This is a genomic window from Halalkaliarchaeum desulfuricum, from assembly GCF_002952775.1.
GTDB lineage: Archaea > Halobacteriota > Halobacteria > Halobacteriales > Haloferacaceae > Halalkaliarchaeum > Halalkaliarchaeum desulfuricum.
Window position 1 is genome coordinate 615918 of record NZ_CP025066.1, and the last position, 15388, is coordinate 631305.

Genomic DNA, 15388 nt, shown 5'->3' on the forward strand with positions numbered 1-15388 from the left:
CTCCCCAATCGGGATCAAACATTATGCACTACAAACCTAATGAGAAACTGCGAACGAACCGATCGAACACGACACGGAGGTTGCCCCAACTATGAGCTCACAGTGGTACTGTACGGACTGTGAAACGTACATCGACACCGAAGAGATCGAGGAGCACGAACGCGACGATCACACCGTGAAAGGAACCGTTCGACCCGACAGGCTGCTGGGTAACGATCCGTGGAACATGCAAGTCGAGGCCGACGACGAGATCGACACGGCCCCGAGCGTCCGCAGAGACGAGGGGGGTGAGGAGTGATGTGTCTGGGTATTCCGGGCGAGATCCTCGAGATCGACGGTCTCACGGCACGAGCGGAGTTCTGGAACGTCGAAAAGGAGGTCAGACTCGACATCGTCGGCGACGAGATCGAGGTCGGCGACTACGTGCTCAACCACGCCGGGTTCGCGATCCGGAAGATCCCCGACGACGATGTCGAAGAGACGATCGAACTGTACGAGTCGCTGCTCGCCGGCGACGAGGACGAGGCGCTCGAGGAGATTGGGGCGACAGACGCCACACTCGAGTTCGGCGATCGCCCCACAGCGGTCGACTCGCCGGAGGGGACGAAGACGACGACGATCGACGGGATCGCCCAGCGTCCCGAGGCCGGCTCGCGAACTGTTCGGGAAGAACCGACGGAGAAGCCGGAGCGTGACGCGGATGAGTGAGGAGACGCTCCAGTTTCGCAACCCCGAGCAGGCCGAGCAGTTGGCCGATCGGCTCGAAGCGTTGATGGTCGAGGTCGACGGGCCGGTGAACCTGATGCACGTGTGCGGCTCCCACGAGCAGGCGATCGCGAAGTTCGGGCTCCGGAGCATGCTCCCCGACGGGCTCTCGCTCCGGATGGGGCCGGGCTGTCCGGTCTGCGTGACGAACATGCCCGAGGTCGACGAAGCCGTCGCGGTCGCAAACCAGGGGGCGATCGTCGCCACCTACGGCGACATGTTTCGGGTTCCGGGGACGAAACAGAGCCTCGCGGACGCCCGCGCTGACGGCGCGGATGTCGAAATTGTCTACTCGGCCAGCGAGGCGGTCGAACTCGCCGAGGAGAACCCAGACGAGGAGGTCGTGTTCTTCGCGACGGGCTTCGAGACGACCGCCGCGCCGACCGCGGCGATCCTGGTCGACGATCCGCCCGAGAACTTCTGGGTGCTTTCGGCCCACAAGTACGTCCCGCCGGCGATGGAGGTCGTCGCGGAGATGCCCGACACCGACATCGACGGCTTCCTGGCGGCGGGCCACGCCGCCACCATCACCGGCTACGGTCTGTTCGAACCGTTCGTCGAGGAGTACGAGATCCCGGTCGTCGTCGGCGGCTTCGAGCCGATCGACGTCATGCTCGGGATCGAGCGGTTGCTGGAGTACATAAGCGAGGACGTCGCCGGGCTGGAGAACGCCTATCCCCGGTGTGTGACCCGGGAGGGGAACCGGGCCGCACTCGAGACGATGTGGTCGGTCTTCGAGAAGACGTCCGGCGAGTGGCGCGGAATCGCCGAGATCCCCGGCGCCAACCTCGCGCTGCGCGAGGAGTACGCCGACTACGACGCCCGCGAGCGGTTCGACGTCGAACCGGAGACGGGCGGACCGGACCCGCTGACCGAGCAGTGCGTCTGCGGGGACATCATGGCCGGGAAGGCCGACCCCGACGAGTGTGACCTGTTCGGCGAGGAGTGTACGCCCGGCAATCCGGTGGGCGCCTGCATGGTGAGCAGCGAGGGAACCTGCAAGATCTGGCACGAGTACGGGGGACATCCGGACCTGTGACCATGGCTGGACACACCAACTCGGAGGGAGAAAAACAACAGGTGGAGAACGAAACCGCCGACGGCGACGTCGTCACCCTCGCCCACGGCGCGGGCGGGGAAGCGATGCGGACGCTGGTCGACGACCTCGTCGTGCCCCGGTTCACGGACGCCGATCGGACGGCCGAAGCCGATGGGGCGGGTGTCGGGCTGGCGGCGCTGGACGACGGCGCAGTCCACCCGATCGGCGACGGCTCGCAAGCGATCGTGGTGACCACCGACAGCCACGTCGTTACCCCCAGGTTCTTCCCGGGGGGCGACATCGGCCGGCTGGCCGTGGCGGGAACCGTAAACGACCTCGCGGTGATGGGGGCAACTGAACCGCTCACGCTCACCTGTTCGTTCGTGCTCGAGGAGGGGACCCCGATCGCCGACGTCGAGCGCGTCGTCGAGTCGATGCGGGAGACCGCCCGCGAGGCCGGCGCGGCGATCTCGACGGGCGACACGAAGGTGATGGGCAACGGCGAAGTCGACGGGATCGTAATAAACACCGCCGGCGTGGCGCACGTGGAAGCCGACGACGCGGTTACCGACGCCGGGCTCCGACCTGGCGACGCCGTCGTCGTCAGCGGGACGATGGGCGATCACGGGATCGCGCTGCTGGCCGAGCGCGAGGGGTTCGACTTCACTGGCGACCTGAAAAGTGACGTCGCCCCGGTGAACGACCTCGTCCGGGCCGCGATGGACGCCGGCGAGGTGACAGCGATGAAAGATCCCACTCGCGGCGGGCTGGCGAACGCGCTCAACGAGATGGCCGACAAGGCGGGCGTCGGCATCGACGTCGTCGAAGGCGACATCCCGGTCTCGGGGGCGATCGCCTCCGCGGGAGAGGTGCTCGGGATCGATCCGTTCGCGGTCGCCAACGAGGGGAAGGTCGTGTTCGGAGTGGATCCCGACGACGCGGAGGCCGTCCTCGAGGCGATCCGGGACTGTCCCGGCGGCGAGGAGGTTACGATCGTCGGGCACGCGACCGAGGACCATCCCGGGCGCGTCGTCGTCGACACCGGCTTCGGACGCCGATACATGAGCGAACCAGAGGGGGAAACCCTCCCCAGGATCTGCTGATGCACGAGATCAGCGTCGCCTCCGGGATTCTCGATCGGGCGATCTCGGCGGCCGAGGAACACGGCGCCGACCGGGTCGACGCGATCACGATCGAGATCGGCCGGGCGACCCACGTCAACCCCGATCAGCTGGTCTTCTGTGTGGAGACGGTCGCCGAGGGAACGCCGATCGCGGGGGCCGCCGTCCGAACCGACGTCGTCGACCCGGTCGCGGCCTGTGACTGCGGCTGGCGCGGCGAGCCCGACGACCTGGGGCTGGTCGGCGGGTTCGCACCGGACGTCCGCTGTCCGGAGTGTGGCGAACGGACGGAACTCGTCCGGGGGCGTGAGTGCCGGCTCGCGAGCATCGAGGTTCCGGAAGTCGACGATGAGAGCGGACAGACACCTACCCAGGAGCGCTGAGACGATACATGCATTACCAGAGGACGATCACACCGACCCCACCGACCCGACTGTACGGAACGGCCCGAACGAACCGACACCCCCTACCGCCGGTCCGGTGGCTCGAGGAGCTTGCAGACCGGCTCGGCCCGGCCCGGGCCCATCGGTTCGGCCACGGGGACCACGGCCACGGCGAGAGCGCGACCGACGCCGAGGCCGACGTGCTGGCGGCGATCCGCGAGCGCGCAGATGAGATCCACGAGACGCTTACCCACGACCACGGCGTGTTCGCCGTCGAGTTCGTGGGCAGCACGGGCGGCGGAAAGACGAAACTCATCGAGGAGCTTCTCGAACGCGCCCCAGCGGACGACCGGATCGGCGCGATCGTCGGCGACGTCGCCGGAGAAGACGACGCCACCCGTCTCCGGGAGTACGGAATTCCCGTCGAGAACGTCAACACCGGCAAGGAGTGTCACCTCGATCCGAACGGGATCGAGACGGCGCTTTCGGCATTCGATCTCGAGAAACTGGATACGCTGTTCGTCGAGAACGTCGGCAACATGGTCTGTCCGGCTGACTTTCCGCTGGGCGCGACCGTCCGGGTGCTCGTCGTCAGCACGACCGAGGGCGACGACGTGGTCGGAAAACATCCCCTCCTGGTACAGAAGTGCGACGCGGCGGTCGTGAACAAAGTCGACCTCGCCGAGGCGGTGGGAACCGACCTGGACCGGATCCGGGGCGACATCGACCGGGTCGCACCGGACCTTCCGGTGTTCGAAACCGACGCGAGCACCGGAGCGGGCGTCGAGGAACTCGCCGACTTCCTGGAGTCGAAACGGAACGGGCACGATCACGGTCACGACGACGAGCACGATCACGGCCGCGATCACGGTCACGACCACGGCCACGCCGTGCACGAGTAGGCCGATGGACAGCGATCGAGTTCGAGCCGACGTCACCGTACAGGGCGTCGTCCAGGGTGTGGGGTTCCGGCCGTTCGTCTACCGACGGGCAACCGAACACGACCTGGCCGGGACAGTCCGAAACACGGGTGACGCCGGCGTCGAAATCGAACTGGAAGGGGACAGCGGGAGCGTGGAGGCGTTCCTCGAGGACCTCCGCGAGCGACCGCCACCGCTCTCGCGGGTCGAGTCGGTCGAGGTCGACCGGAGAGACGTCGACGGAGATTCGGGGGGGCAAACGGACGGCGAGTTCCGCATCCTCCAGTCGACCGACGACGACGGTGGATCGGGAACGATCCCGCCCGATACCGGCATCTGTGATCGGTGTCTCGGGAACGTCCGGGATCCGGAATCCCGGTATCACCGCTACTGGGCGACCTCCTGTGTCGACTGCGGCCCCAGATACACAGTCATCAGGGAGTTGCCCTACGACCGCCCGCGGACGTCGATGGACGCGTTCCCGATGTGTGACGCCTGCCGGACGGAGTACGAGAACCCTGCCGATCGCCGCTACCACGCCCAGACGATTGCATGTCCGGACTGCGGGCCGACGCTGTCGCTGCTGGAACCGGGGGAGTCGGCAGGAGACGGCGTCGGTCGGCGAGAGTGTGCGACCGGAACGGACGCGATCGACGAAACCATCCGCCGGCTCGCCCGCGGGGAGATCGTCGCGATCCGGGGGGTCGGCGGCACTCATCTCGCGTGTGACGCGACGGATCCGGCAGTCGTCGACCGGCTCCGAGAGCTGACGAACCGGCCAGGGAAACCGTTCGCAGTGATGTCGCCGTCGATCGGGCAGGTCCAGTCGTTTGCGCGTCTCTCGGATACAGAACGGTCGCAACTCGAGGACGTCCGGCGACCGATCGTCGTGCTCGAACGATCTGACGACGGTTGGCTCGACGCCGTCGCTCCCGGCCTGCACACGGTGGGCGTGATGCTCCCGTACGCCGGACTCCATCACCTGCTGTTCGAAAGCGCCGAGTCGGGCGAAAGAGACGACAACAGTGGTCTCGACGGACCGCTCGTGATGACGAGCGGGAACATGCCCGGAAACCCGATGTGCACCACCACCGAAGAGATATTCGACCAGTTGTCGGAGGTGATCGACGGCGCACTGGTCCACGATCGGGAGATCGTCGCCCGGTGTGACGACAGCGTCGTGCGCGTCGTCGACGGCGACCGACGGTTCCTCCGTCGATCGCGGGGATGGGTTCCACAGCCATTGCCGCGACGCGCCGAGGGACAACCCGTGCTGGCGCTGGGGGCGGAATTCGACGGGACCGTCGCGCTGGCTCGGGATGAGGCGGTGTTTCCCTCCCAGCATCTCGGCGACGTCGACGATCCGACGACCGAGGCGTTCCTCCGGGAGACAGTCGATCACCTCACCGGACTGCTGGGGGTCAATCCGGCCGTCGTGGCCTGCGACGCCCACCCGAACTTCCTCACCAGTCGAATCGCAGAGGAGTACGCCTCATCGACCGACGGAAGTGGAGGTCCGGTCGCCGTCCAGCACCACCACGCCCACGCGGCGTCACTTTTGGCGGAGCACGACCGCAATCGGGCGATCGTCATCACCGCCGACGGCACCGGCTACGGCACCGACGGGACGATCTGGGGCGGAGAGGTGCTCGATTCGACCCGGGAATCGTTCGAGCGTGTGGGCGGCCTCGGGACGTTTCGCCTACCGGGCGGTGAGCGGGCGATCGAACAGCCCGCACGGATCCTCGCGAGCCTGCTTTCGGATCCGGATCGGATCGACGAACTGCTTTCCGATCGGACATCGTTAACTGCCGAGGACGCCACGACCGTCCGACAGAGCCTGGATGTCGGCGTCAATGCCCCCCAGACAACAAGTGCAGGGCGCTTCCTGGACGCGATCGCTGCACTCGTGGGTGTCGGGACAGAGCGACGGTATCAGGGAGAGCCGGCGATCCGACTCGAGGCGACTGCTGCCGGGGGCAAACCGGTCGATATCTCGGTCCCCTACCGGAAACGGGACGACAACCGAGTGATCGACGTTCATCACCTGACCGAGCGTTTGGACGACCTCTCACGGGCGGAGTCCGCCGCCGATGTCGCCGCCACCGCCCAGGATACCCTGGCGAGAGGGCTCGCGGAGATCGCAGTCGCGGAGGCAACCGATCGGGGAGCCGACGCGGTCGGGTTCACCGGCGGCGTGGCATACAACGAGGCGATCTCCCGGCGGATTCGGGAAACGGTCGAGTCAGCGGGCCTTCTCTGCCTCGGTCACGAGCAGGTTCCGCCGGGCGACGCCGGGATCTCGTACGGGCAGGCGGTCGTCGCATCGGTTGAAAGGGGCCAAGTCGAGTGATTTCCTGGGCTTCAAAAGGCAGTCGGTACCATCACCGCGATATGTGTGCTGGTTCGCATTGGTTTGCTCCGATCGAATTACGTAATTGGATTGACTGCCGGTAGCTACACCGCAAGATATGCCCGATAGTAAAGACCTGGCCTCACCTGGACAAAGGGCGATCGAGCTTTAGAAATTGATGGAACCGGGGGATGGTTGGTCGGAGGTAGATCGGTTGATAGTTATCTTCTCTCAGTATCAACTGTCCCGCTTTTGTTGCGAGTTCGGCCGAGTTTGTCGTAAAGCCAGACTCGAAGCCTTTCCATAGCCCTGTTGAAACGTGGAACCCGCGATCGGATGTGACTGCTTCGCCAGACTACCTCGCCGGTGAGATCAATCGCGTATAAGAGTTTCTCAGTTTGGTCATCGATGACATACAGGCGATCACCGGAGTCGTCAAAGGCGATTCCGTTTCTCCGTCCGTGTTCGATTTCGTGTCGGACCGTCCGTTTGCCGGTCTCGGTTTCATAGACGTACACACTGCCGTCCGGGTTCAGCGTCACGACGCTGGCATAGGCCCCGTCATCGGTAATGGCTGTCCCGTGAACGTTTGAATTGAATGCGTCGGCGACGACCTCACTGCCGGTAGCGTCGATGATTACAACATCTCCTCCAGAGGATTTGATACTCCCGGCATCAACCACGATAGCTGTGCCGTCGTCAGCAATGCGCGCCTCGGTCGGCCGTTCAAATGGCTGCGTGGTAACAAGTTCTTCTCGATGGAAGACAAATATACGACAGCTACCGCCGTCCAGAGATCGACCGAAGGCGATTAACCAATCCCCGTTTGGGGAGGTGATCTGGCTGCATTCGAATCGGTGATTGTTGTAGGAAACCTCCCGACTTTCGCCATGGTCGAACTGCCAGGTAAGCTCCGAGACGTCAGGGGGTTCCTCGTCGGTAGAACCGGACTCCCCCTGTCGGCGTGACGAGAAAGTCATATTCTATACTAACGACCGATGATCAAAATACCTGGTACGCTGGGGTGAGGGATCCGCCATTGTAAGAGCCATCCTTCACGACATAAGCCTATGACTTGTTTTTTTGGAACACATAGTGTTGGAAGGGCGAGTTACCAGGAGATCGTACGAACCAGATTTCAAGGGAGCATGGTAATTCGGGAAAGAGCACATGTCGGATCGGGGGGTGAATTTCTGACCGCTATAACTCACACATCTGGAGACACTATCAACTGTGTCAACTTTTCGTCCGGTATTCAACTCACTTTCTTTCGGAAGTAGGCTGAGAGGAGTTCACTGATTATAACGATCCCGAGAATCGCAAAGAGGACGGTGAGGACGCCCCTCCAGTTCAAGAAGTTGACTTGAGTGATCAACTCCATACCGATTCCGCCAGCACCGACAAACCCGATAACCGTCGCTTCCCGGACGTTAATGTCCCATCGGTAGGTAGAGATGCCGACGAAGAGTGGCTTTATCTGTGGGACGACGCCGTAGAGGAGGATAAGTGGACCTGACGCACCCACTGCTCGGATCCCTTCGACCTGACCCGGATCGATTTCTTCGATACCTTCTGCAAGCAACTTCGCACAGAACCCGATCGATCGGAACGCGACAGCAAAGACACCCGCAAGTGCTCCAGTCCCGAACATGACCACGAAGATCAGCGCCCAGATGATGACATTCACCGATCGGGAAGCGACAATGATGAATTTCCCAAGACCATAGGTGAATTTATTGGGGGTCGTGTTTTCGGCGCCAATGTAGGCGACAGGAGCCGCCATGATTAACGCCAGGCCTGTGCCAAGGATGGCGATGTTGACTGTATCTATCAATGGGCCTATTATTTCTGCAGAATAGGCGACGTCTGGTGGGACCATTCTGACAATCAGATCCCAAAGGGCCCAGGGAGCGTCAATAACGTATTCATACCGGATATTCAGCTCCCACCAGGAGAGTACGCCGATAACCAATGCAACCAAGACCAGGACATATCGAACAAGCTGATATTTTGAGTCGTATTTCTTCCACTCTCCTTCCTTGACACCGGATTGTGCGTCTGGGTGTGACATTACTTTACCCTCCTTCGCCACCAAGCACTCGTTGCCTCTCCAACCAGAACCACAGCGATTATTGCCAGAATGATGGTCGCGCTCAGGTCGTAGTCATAGTTGTCGAAGGACGTCAATAGCGTCTGTCCAATGCCCCCAGCGCCGACGATACCGATGATTGTCGCTGCGCGAATATTGATGTCCCACCGGTAGATGGCAAGTCCGATGACCCGTGGCATTACTTGGGGTGCGACGCCATAGAGTAATACCTGTAAGGTACTTCCACCGGTGGCCCGTATCGCATCGACTTGCCCTGTGTCGATATCCTCCAGATCTTCTGCCAACAATTTCGAAAAGAAACCAGGAGTTGCAAAGACCAGTGCAATCACGCCCGCAAGTGGGCCGAAACCAACTGCGATCACCGCGATGATTCCGAGCACGAGTTCGTGGAGACCACGAGAAATCGAAACAATTGCTCGCCCAACGTAATACACTGGCCTTGGAACCAGATTCTCCGCGGCCATCACGGCCACAGGGGTACTCAGGGTGACTCCGATCAATGTCGCCACGATGGCCATCGCAATACTTTCAATCATCCCTTCCCAGACTCGGTCCGTCGCAGTCGGACTCAAATCAGGCGGATACATCCCCGAGACAAGACTGTAGGCGCCCTCAATTCCCGCCAGTAGTCGCTCCAGACCGATACGCATCTCCCACGCGCTCCACAAAACAAACAGGATTATCACTGCGTAAATCAACCACTTCACCGTTTTATTGTAGAAAACGGTCGGTCGTTCCCATGTCGAGGGGACAGCCTCACTGGATTCACCAGTCATCGCGGAAACACCTCAGTATAAGTGATTGTTCCGTACATAGATCTCAGAAGGAGGTTTCTTTCTCGACCTCCGTGACTTCCGCATCAGACCGCTGTTCCCGTTCTGCCGCCCGCTGTTTTTCTAGTGCTTCTCTGGACTCGCCGCCGCGATAGATGTGATCCCGTGCATCCTCATCCAACTCAGTGGCTGGGCCTTCAAAAACGATTTCCCCTTCACGAAGGCCAATAATTCGATCAGCGAATTCTGTCGCGAGATGAACCTCGTGAATATTGATCAGAACGGGAATCCCTTCGTCCTTGGCGATCTCGGTTAAGAGATCCATGACCTTACGTGAGGTCTCTGGATCCAGACTGCTTGTCGGTTCATCCACCAGGAGAATTTTTGGACGCTGAATGATCGCCCGTGCAATCCCCACACGCTGTCGCTGTCCACCTGAAAGTTCGTCAGCCCGATCGTCCTCATGACCGGCCATACCGACGCGGTCAAGTACTTCGTATGCATGGCGGATGTCCTCCTCGTCGAAATTTCGACGGAAGGCCCTCCAGGAACTCATATACCCAAGCCGCCCAGAGAGTACGTTCTCCATAACCGTGAGCCGTTCTACGAGGTTGAACTCCTGAAAGATCATTCCCATGTCTCGACGGGCATTTCGCAATTCGTTCTTCGAGAGATCGGTAATCTCCTGCCCGTCGAGAACGATCGATCCTTCCGTCGGTTCTGTCAGCCTGTTAACACACCTGATCAGCGTGCTTTTGCCGGCCCCACTCGGGCCAATAATCGAAACGATCTCGTCGCCCTCAATATCCATAGTCACGCCCTTGAGAGCTTCTTCACCGGTTGGATAGATTTTTACGAGATCTGATACACCAAGCATTGCTAACAGATGATATACTGTCGCAACATAAAAAATTGTGCACTATTTTCAACCAAAACGGCGATACACCTGACTGCAGGGAGTATCACAATCCGGGGCAGACATACCTGATTATTTTGTTAGCCAGTAAGGATAAAGTATGGTAATCGGCCACCAGTACCCAAAATAACGAAGAATCTCGCACGGATTCAGTACTTGCAGTACCCTCTGTGTAGATTTCATCCGGGACAAAACCTAGCAAAGAAGTAAAATTTGTCAAATTGGGGGAACCAAGTCGCTATTCAGATTTCGTCGACCTCATAGGTAATGTCATTGTCCTGGTGGGTCAGCAGTATCCCATTCCAGTGTGTAGCGTAATCAATCTCTGCGAACCTCCCACGTCCGTCGAAGTGGTCGGCATACTCAGTACCGAAATACTCATGCTCCAACAGCGTTCTTTCAATTCCTTCACGAACCTCGGGGACGAGATTGTATCGGTAAGAGTAAGCTGTCGTCGGAATCGGATCGCTCGACCAGACCACCTTGATGTCGTCAGGATCTGCTTCGTCTTCTTGGAACGGAGGAAGTATACAGTAGCTACACACGGGCGTGGCATCGTAGTCCCCATGGTAGACTGCTAATGCCTGCGTCACATGGTCATCCAGATGACTGATCTCGTAATCTTCACCAGGTTCAACCCCGAACATTTCGCCGAACAGGGCACTGGGCATCAAATGCCCAGAGTTCGACGCTGGATCTCCGTGAGCAACCTGTAGTCCATCAAAGTCCTCGACCGAATTGACGTCTTCATTTTCGACGTGAGTGATCGCCCATAGTTTGTAGCCAAATTCTTCCTCCCCAACTTGGATTCCAACCGGTACTGCGCCTGCGAGATTGACCGCGAAGGGCAGTGGACCCGTCGAGAAGCCTGCGACGTGTAGGCGTTCAGCCCGCATCGCTTCGACCTGGGCAGCATACGTTTCCGCACCGAAATACTCCACTTCCCGGCCAGTTTCTTCCTCCAATGTGTCCATCAACGGATCTGTCAAGTCCTCGTAGATGGCTGGGTCTTCAATCGGTGTCAGCGAAAACACGAGCGGATCCGGGTCGATGAGTTCATCTTCGTCGGTCGGGGGTTCCTGAACAGGGCCCCCATACACAGGTTCATCTCGTTCTTCGAAATCGTCCAACTCATCGATGTGACCGAACTGGAAGCGGTGCTCCATTAACGTGGACAGTCGCTGTGGGAATACCGGATCTTCTGGATCGAAGTCCTCAAACTCGATTTCGTCAGTGTCCACCCCTTCGTCATCGCCTAGACAACCCGCGATGCCGGCTGTGACTGTCGCACCCGTCGCTGCGAGGACATCCCGTCTGCGGATTCGGTTGTGTGGATTGGTGTCGTTGGGCATTTCACATGATTGTTAACATTCTTTATTGAAGTATTTATTGGTAGCCCCTTGGGTAACGTTCAACACACCTGGACGGCCGACTGTATCTTATCTACATCCCTGCTCCCTACACTTTTTACGTAACCTTTTCTAGACTACTGCCTAATGGATCTCGGTAAGTACTATCCATATAAGGAGAAAAATCAGTAAACATGACAGATTCAAAAATTCGGAGTAGGGATGACGTCCTCGGCACGGACTTAGAAGTTAGACGGTACGGTAACAGCGCCCTGTACGCATATCGTGAAGGCGACGATCATGTCATCGTATTCAAAGGGAACGAATCATGGACAAAACGGATTCCTGCACGGCGGAACGCAACGGTACCCAATGAACGGTTATGGACAGTTCCCGAAAACTGGGTGCCGAAACTAGAAATCAAAGGAGACGGCGATCGGGACTACACTGTATACCGAATCCCCGAGAATAAGGTTGACGTGTTAATTTCGGTTCCGGTAACGGTCGACGCGGACGAAGCATGGTATGGTGTAGAATCCGTTGGAAAACTCCGGTTCAGCCTGGACGAAACACTCGATCAGTACGAGTTCTCTGCTGCACTGAGCGATATCGAAGCCCAGAGCAATCACGACGAAGACGTACTGGAAGCCCTGCGGAGGATCGAAAGAAAGTGGCTGATCTTCAAACGGGAATACGAAAGCCGAGTGGACGATTGTTCGCCGGACGTGTTCTGGGATGCGGTGGAAAGCAACGGGACGCCCCGCATCGACGGCCGATCAGTCGATCCCTGGGAAGATTCGTTCGACGTAGCTCACCTCCTTGAAGAGATACTCGATATCGACGAGAACGTTTCAAGGACCGTCAAAGAGATACTCGAGGACGTCGACGCGATTCCTGTTACTCCTTCTATCGAAGTGACCGTCGAGGAGGACGATTCGTTCGCCGATTACTTCGATTTCCAGGGACTGATCGAGGCGGGCTGTTCGCCCGCCGAAGCGGTCGATTACGCCATGGTCGTTCTTACGGAACGTACACCGGAAGAATGGGCCGCGACACGGAACGTGGATCTGAATACCGTCGGAGAGAACATTCAGAAAGCGAGACAGCAGTTACATCGCTGACAGCGGGAATCGAACATCTGGATGATAAAGAACTGGCTTACGATTGATTTACGCTCAATTTGAGCAGTAGAAATAAATATCTCTCCGGCGATGCCAAAAACCGATGGTTTCAGACAGCCTCGAAGCGGCGCTCGCAGCGTCCGAAAACACCGTCGATTATCTTCGAGAAAACCCAGGGAGACATCCCTATCCGGTATCCTCCGAGCACACGAACTGGATCGAGGAACAACAGAGCTGGCGAGAGACGTGCTCGCTTTCGGATCTCTCACACCACCAGCGAGACTTCTACGTCGAGGGCCCCGACGCGCTCGAGGTATTTCTCGACTGTGGGATCAACGACTTCAGCGAGTTTGAAGTCGACCAGGCGAAGCAGTTTGCCGCGTGCAACCCCGACGGCTACCTGATCGGCGACGGTGTGCTGTTTCACCTCGACGACAATCGGTTCAAACTCACCGGGACGCCGGTCCCGTCGAACTGGGTGGAGTACAACATCGAGACCGGAGACTACGACGTCTCGATAGCAGTGGACGAACGGTATTGGGACAAAGACGACCCCGAAAACGACGATCCACCCCGGACGTTCCGATACCAGCTCCAGGGACCGAACGCGGTCGAGGTCATGAAAGCGGCGACGGAAGAAGGCCTCTCTGAACTCCCATTTTTTAACTTCGAGGCGGTCACCATCGCCGGTCGGACGGTCAACGCGTTGCGACACTCGATGATCGCGGAGCCGGGGTACGAGATCTGGGGGCCCTGGGAGTATCGCGACGACGTAAGGGGGGCGATCCTCGAGGCCGGCGAAGAGCACGGGATCCGCCAGCTCGGCGAAAAAAGCTACAAGGCCCAGGGCCAGGAGAAAGGCTGGGTGGCACGCCCGCTCCCGGCAATCTTCGGCGAAGAGATGCGATCGTACAGGGAGTGGCTCGACGCCGACTGCTACGAGGCGACCAGCCCGATCGGCGGCAGTTTCTACGCAACGGACGTGAGTGACTACTATCTGGACCCGGTCGAACTGGGGTACGAGCGGTTCATCGACTGGGATCGTGACTTCGTCGGCAAGGAGGCCCTCAAGCAACGCGCCGAAGACCCCGAACGAACACGTGTGGCCCTCGAGTGGAACGACGAAGACGTTCTCGACATTTTTGCCTCACTTTTCCGGGAAGGAAAGACGTACAAGTACTTCGACCTCTCGATGCCGTACTGGGCTGTGTTCCACTACGACGAGGTGCTAGTGGACGGTGACCACGCCGGCGTCTCGAAGTACTTCGGCTATTCGTATAACGAACGGTCGGTCCTGTCAGTCGGCATCGTCGACGTGGATCACGCTGAACCGGGTACCGAGGTGACAGTCGTCTGGGGGGAGAAGGGAGGCGAATCGCCGAACCCGAAGGTCGAACCCCACGAACAGACTGAGATCCGGGCGACTGTCCATCCTGTTCCGTACGTCGAATGAGCAGTTGACGGTGCGTATCAACAGAAAGACACCGAGAGCGCGCTGTCAGTTCGAAAGGACGTGTATCTCCGTCGGATCGAGTTCGAGCTCGATTGTGTCGTTTTCACTGAGCCGGCCCATTGACTTGTCGAGTTCGATCGAGAGCTCCTGGCCGTCGGGAAGCAAAGCGGTGGCCTGGATGGTTTCCCCTGCATAATAGATGTCCGAAATCGTCGCTTCGATAGGGCCGCGGCCGACAGTGATACCTTCTGGCCTGACGACGACCGTCACGTCGCCGTCGGAAACCGACAACCCATCCGTCCCGAGTTGAGCAAACCCGAGGTCGATCTGGCCGTCGTGGATCGTTCCCTCGAGGACGTTTGCCGTCCCGACGAACTCGGCGACGAACTCGTTTGCCGGCTGTTCGTAGATCTCTTCGGGCGAGCCGACCTGTTCGATGTGACCGTCGTTCATGACGGCGATCCGGTCACACATTATCATCGCCTCGCGCTGGTCGTGGGTGACGTACAGTGCAGTGATCTCGAGTTCTTCGAGCAACGTTCCGATTTCGCGTTCGAGCCGATCTTTGAGTTTGGCGTCGAGACCCGTCATCGGTTCGTCCAGAAGGAGGATTCGTGGTTCGATGGCCAGCGCACGGGCCAGACCGACCCGCTGTTGCTGACCACCCGAGAGCTGTTTTGGGTTTTTGTCGGCGTGTTCCTCGATGCCGACAAGCTCCAGCAGCTCGTTCGCGCGCGTTTCGCGCTCCGCTTTCGCGACGCCCTGCATTTTCAACCCGAACGCGACGTTGTCGAGCACCGTCATGTTGTTGAATAGGGCGTACGACTGAAACACCAGCCCCACGTTTCGATTCTCCGGCGGGACGTCGGTGACGTCCTCGCCGTCGAACAGGACGCGTCCGTCAGTCGGGGTTTCGAACCCCGCGATCGTGCGAAGGGTCGTCGTCTTCCCGCAGCCGGAGGGACCGATGACCCCGAGTACTTGACCGTCCTCCACGGTCAGCGTAATGTCGTCGACCGCAATCTCCTCGGCGTATCGTTTCGTGACTGAATCGAGTGTTACTTCTGCCATCTGTCGTAGTTCTC

15 protein-coding genes are annotated in these 15388 nt (G+C 59.6%); 9 read left to right on the forward strand and 6 right to left on the reverse strand.

What is annotated here, in order from left to right; all coding sequences use genetic code 11:
• Window positions 1-91: 91 nt before the first annotated feature.
• The 7 genes from AArcSl_RS02990 to hypF are packed head-to-tail and all read left to right on the forward strand — an operon-like array spanning window position 92 to window position 6581.
• Window positions 92-298, forward strand: coding sequence for a hypothetical protein (locus AArcSl_RS02990; RefSeq protein WP_119814828.1), 207 nt, complete (start codon window positions 92-94; stop codon window positions 296-298).
• A complete protein-coding gene (locus AArcSl_RS02995) occupies window positions 298-708 on the forward strand; it encodes a HypC/HybG/HupF family hydrogenase formation chaperone (RefSeq protein ID WP_119814831.1) in 411 nt (136 codons plus the stop codon). Before AArcSl_RS02990 ends, AArcSl_RS02995 begins: the two co-directional genes overlap by 1 nt.
• A complete protein-coding gene (hypD, locus tag AArcSl_RS03000) occupies window positions 701-1804 on the forward strand; it encodes a hydrogenase formation protein HypD (RefSeq protein WP_119821678.1) in 1104 nt (367 codons plus the stop codon). Before AArcSl_RS02995 ends, hypD begins: the two co-directional genes overlap by 8 nt.
• Window positions 1805-1806: 2 nt before the next feature.
• Complete coding sequence (gene hypE / locus AArcSl_RS03005; RefSeq protein ID WP_119814834.1) at window positions 1807-2907, forward strand: hydrogenase expression/formation protein HypE; 1101 nt, start codon at window positions 1807-1809, stop codon at window positions 2905-2907.
• Window positions 2907-3308, forward strand: coding sequence for a hydrogenase maturation nickel metallochaperone HypA/HybF (locus AArcSl_RS03010; protein WP_119814837.1), 402 nt, complete (start codon window positions 2907-2909; stop codon window positions 3306-3308). The genes hypE and AArcSl_RS03010 overlap by 1 nt, the downstream gene beginning before the upstream one ends.
• A gap of 8 nt (window positions 3309-3316) precedes the next feature.
• Window positions 3317-4210 carry a hydrogenase nickel incorporation protein HypB gene (gene hypB, locus AArcSl_RS03015; RefSeq protein WP_119814840.1) on the forward strand — a complete coding sequence of 298 codons (894 nt, stop codon included), beginning with the start codon at window positions 3317-3319 and terminating at the stop codon, window positions 4208-4210.
• Between the two features lie 4 nt (window positions 4211-4214).
• Entirely contained in the window at window positions 4215-6581 is a 2367-nt protein-coding gene (gene hypF / locus AArcSl_RS03020; protein ID WP_119814843.1) for a carbamoyltransferase HypF, read from the forward strand.
• Window positions 6582-6802: 221 nt separating this feature from the next.
• Here hypF and AArcSl_RS03025 read toward each other — a convergent pair whose 3' ends face one another.
• The 5 genes from AArcSl_RS03025 to phnD form a co-directional block, all read right to left on the reverse strand.
• Complete coding sequence (locus tag AArcSl_RS03025) at window positions 6803-7561, reverse strand: YncE family protein (RefSeq protein WP_119814847.1); 759 nt, start codon at window positions 7559-7561, stop codon at window positions 6803-6805.
• Between the two features lie 275 nt (window positions 7562-7836).
• A complete protein-coding gene (gene phnE, locus AArcSl_RS03030) occupies window positions 7837-8652 on the reverse strand; it encodes a phosphonate ABC transporter, permease protein PhnE (RefSeq protein ID WP_119821680.1) in 816 nt (271 codons plus the stop codon).
• Window positions 8652-9467: a phosphonate ABC transporter, permease protein PhnE gene (gene phnE, locus AArcSl_RS03035; RefSeq protein ID WP_119814850.1), complete on the reverse strand. Its 816-nt coding sequence runs from the start codon at window positions 9465-9467 to the stop codon at window positions 8652-8654. The genes phnE (AArcSl_RS03030) and phnE (AArcSl_RS03035) overlap by 1 nt, the downstream gene beginning before the upstream one ends.
• A 43-nt stretch (window positions 9468-9510) precedes the next feature.
• Entirely contained in the window at window positions 9511-10341 is an 831-nt protein-coding gene (phnC, locus tag AArcSl_RS03040) for a phosphonate ABC transporter ATP-binding protein (RefSeq protein WP_119814853.1), read from the reverse strand.
• 281 nt (window positions 10342-10622) lie between these two features.
• Window positions 10623-11732 carry a phosphate/phosphite/phosphonate ABC transporter substrate-binding protein gene (gene phnD, locus AArcSl_RS03045; protein WP_119814856.1) on the reverse strand — a complete coding sequence of 370 codons (1110 nt, stop codon included), beginning with the start codon at window positions 11730-11732 and terminating at the stop codon, window positions 10623-10625.
• Between the two features lie 191 nt (window positions 11733-11923).
• On the opposite strand from phnD, the gene AArcSl_RS03050 reads away from it, so the two are divergent.
• Together AArcSl_RS03050 and AArcSl_RS03055 are read left to right on the forward strand one after the other, a co-directional pair.
• A complete protein-coding gene (locus tag AArcSl_RS03050; protein WP_133412113.1) occupies window positions 11924-12850 on the forward strand; it encodes a hypothetical protein in 927 nt (308 codons plus the stop codon).
• Window positions 12851-12953: 103 nt separating this feature from the next.
• Complete coding sequence (locus tag AArcSl_RS03055) at window positions 12954-14303, forward strand: aminomethyltransferase family protein (RefSeq protein WP_119814862.1); 1350 nt, start codon at window positions 12954-12956, stop codon at window positions 14301-14303.
• Between the two features lie 45 nt (window positions 14304-14348).
• Here AArcSl_RS03055 and AArcSl_RS03060 read toward each other — a convergent pair whose 3' ends face one another.
• On the reverse strand, window positions 14349-15374 hold the full coding sequence (locus tag AArcSl_RS03060) for an ABC transporter ATP-binding protein (RefSeq protein ID WP_119814865.1): 1026 nt from the start codon (window positions 15372-15374) through the stop codon (window positions 14349-14351).
• Window positions 15375-15388: the final 14 nt, after the last annotated feature.

Coding starts and splice junctions, on each gene's coding strand:
- phnC (WP_119814853.1), bottom strand. CDS start 10,341: ATGCTTGGTGTATCAGATCTCGTAAAAATCTATCCAACCGGTGAAGAA.
- AArcSl_RS03010 (WP_119814837.1), top strand. CDS start 2,907: ATGCACGAGATCAGCGTCGCCTCCGGGATTCTCGATCGGGCGATCTCG.
- AArcSl_RS03025 (WP_119814847.1), bottom strand. CDS start 7,561: ATGACTTTCTCGTCACGCCGACAGGGGGAGTCCGGTTCTACCGACGAG.
- AArcSl_RS03055 (WP_119814862.1), top strand. CDS start 12,954: ATGGTTTCAGACAGCCTCGAAGCGGCGCTCGCAGCGTCCGAAAACACC.
- phnE (WP_119814850.1), bottom strand. CDS start 9,467: ATGACTGGTGAATCCAGTGAGGCTGTCCCCTCGACATGGGAACGACCG.
- AArcSl_RS02995 (WP_119814831.1), top strand. CDS start 298: ATGTGTCTGGGTATTCCGGGCGAGATCCTCGAGATCGACGGTCTCACG.
- hypF (WP_119814843.1), top strand. CDS start 4,215: ATGGACAGCGATCGAGTTCGAGCCGACGTCACCGTACAGGGCGTCGTC.
- hypD (WP_119821678.1), top strand. CDS start 701: ATGAGTGAGGAGACGCTCCAGTTTCGCAACCCCGAGCAGGCCGAGCAG.
- hypB (WP_119814840.1), top strand. CDS start 3,317: ATGCATTACCAGAGGACGATCACACCGACCCCACCGACCCGACTGTAC.
- AArcSl_RS03060 (WP_119814865.1), bottom strand. CDS start 15,374: ATGGCAGAAGTAACACTCGATTCAGTCACGAAACGATACGCCGAGGAG.
- phnD (WP_119814856.1), bottom strand. CDS start 11,732: ATGCCCAACGACACCAATCCACACAACCGAATCCGCAGACGGGATGTC.
- AArcSl_RS02990 (WP_119814828.1), top strand. CDS start 92: ATGAGCTCACAGTGGTACTGTACGGACTGTGAAACGTACATCGACACC.
- hypE (WP_119814834.1), top strand. CDS start 1,807: ATGGCTGGACACACCAACTCGGAGGGAGAAAAACAACAGGTGGAGAAC.
- phnE (WP_119821680.1), bottom strand. CDS start 8,652: ATGTCACACCCAGACGCACAATCCGGTGTCAAGGAAGGAGAGTGGAAG.
- AArcSl_RS03050 (WP_133412113.1), top strand. CDS start 11,924: ATGACAGATTCAAAAATTCGGAGTAGGGATGACGTCCTCGGCACGGAC.